The 1,852-nt window shown below is 47.5% G+C and carries 2 tRNA genes and 1 rRNA gene (1 of these 3 only partly in view); all 3 read right to left on the bottom strand.

What is annotated here, in order from left to right:
* Nucleotides 1–2 precede the first annotated feature (2 nt).
* Nucleotides 3–76: transfer RNA gene (locus ASC72_RS12130), tRNA-Ala, on the bottom strand.
* Between the two features lie 147 nt (nucleotides 77–223).
* Nucleotides 224–297 (bottom strand) — tRNA-Ile (locus ASC72_RS12125).
* A 124-nt stretch (nucleotides 298–421) separates the two neighbouring features.
* Nucleotides 422–1,852: ribosomal RNA gene (locus tag ASC72_RS12120) — 16S ribosomal RNA — on the bottom strand (it continues 146 nt past the right edge of the window).

Below are 1,852 nucleotides of genomic sequence, written 5' to 3'. Positions count from 1 at the left end.
AGTGGAGAATAACGGAGTCGAACCGTTGACCTCCTGCGTGCAAGGCAGGCGCTCTAGCCAGCTGAGCTAATCCCCCATTTTTAAATGATGAGTTATGAATTATGAGTTATGAATGCTCATAAATGCTCAACTTCTAAAATTTCCTTTTTTTTTAAGCGTACAGTCTTTTTTGGCTGTGTTTTATAATTTACAATTCATAATTTATAATTCACAATTTAAAAAGTAGTCCCGGGCAGACTCGAACTGCCGACCCCTACATTATCAGTGTAGTACTCTAACCAGCTGAGCTACGAGACTCTGTTTTACTTAAAATTTATTATTTGAACTAACAGCAAGAGTAATTGAATYTTGTGATTCAGAACTTTCAAGATAATCATCTTTTTTCCCCATCGTGTATTACTACTAACAATTGGGGCTCTAGAAAGGAGGTGTTCCAGCCGCACCTTCCGGTACGGCTACCTTGTTACGACTTAGCCCTAGTTACCAGTTTTACCCTAGGCAGCTCCTTGCGGTCACCGACTTCAGGCACCCCCAGCTTCCATGGCTTGACGGGCGGTGTGTACAAGGCCCGGGAACGTATTCACCGGATCATGGCTGATATCCGATTACTAGCGATTCCAGCTTCACGGAGTCGAGTTGCAGACTCCGATCCGAACTGTGACCGGTTTTATAGATTCGCTCCTGGTCGCCCAGTGGCTGCTCTCTGTACCGGCCATTGTAGCACGTGTGTAGCCCAAGGCGTAAGGGCCGTGATGATTTGACGTCATCCCCACCTTCCTCACAGTTTGCACTGGCAGTCTTGTTAGAGTTCCCGACWTGACTCGCTGGCAACTAACAACAGGGGTTGCGCTCGTTATAGGACTTAACCTGACACCTCACGGCACGAGCTGACGACAACCATGCAGCACCTTGTAAATTGTCTTGCGAAAGATCTGTTTCCAAACCGGTCAATCTACATTTAAGCCTTGGTAAGGTTCCTCGCGTATCATCGAATTAAACCACATGCTCCACCGCTTGTGCGGGCCCCCGTCAATTCCTTTGAGTTTCATTCTTGCGAACGTACTCCCCAGGTGGGATACTTATCACTTTCGCTTAGCCACTGAGATTGCTCCCAACAGCTAGTATCCATCGTTTACGGCGTGGACTACCAGGGTATCTAATCCTGTTCGCTACCCACGCTTTCGTCCATCAGCGTCAATCCATTAGTAGTAACCTGCCTTCGCAATTGGTATTCCATGTAATCTCTAAGCATTTCACCGCTACACTACATATTCTAGTTACTTCCTAATAATTCAAGTCTAACAGTATCAATGGCCGTTCCACCGTTGAGCGATGGGCTTTCACCACTGACTTATTAAACCGCCTACGGACCCTTTAAACCCAATGATTCCGGATAACGCTTGGATCCTCCGTATTACCGCGGCTGCTGGCACGGAGTTAGCCGATCCTTATTCTTACGATACCGTCAAGCTACTTCACGAAGTAGTGTTTCTTCTCGTATAAAAGCAGTTTACAATCCATAGGACCGTCATCCTGCACGCGGCATGGCTGGATCAGGCTTGCGCCCATTGTCCAATATTCCTCACTGCTGCCTCCCGTAGGAGTCTGGTCCGTGTCTCAGTACCAGTGTGGGGGATCTCCCTCTCAGGACCCCTACCCATCGTAGCCTTGGTAAGCCGTTACCTTACCAACTAGCTAATGGGACGCATGCTCATCTTTTACCGTTGTGACTTTAATAGTGGCTTCATGCGAAGCTGCTATGCTATGAGGTATTAATCCAAATTTCTCTGGGCTATCCCTCTGTAAAAGGTAGATTGCATACGCGTTACGCACCCGTGCGCCGGTCTCTAAA

Origin of the sequence: Flavobacterium sp. Root420 (genome assembly GCF_001427905.1) — a bacterium.
GTDB lineage: Bacteria > Bacteroidota > Bacteroidia > Flavobacteriales > Flavobacteriaceae > Flavobacterium.
The sequence above is the reverse complement of the archived record's forward strand: the minus strand, read 5'-3'. Positions and strand labels throughout refer to the sequence as shown.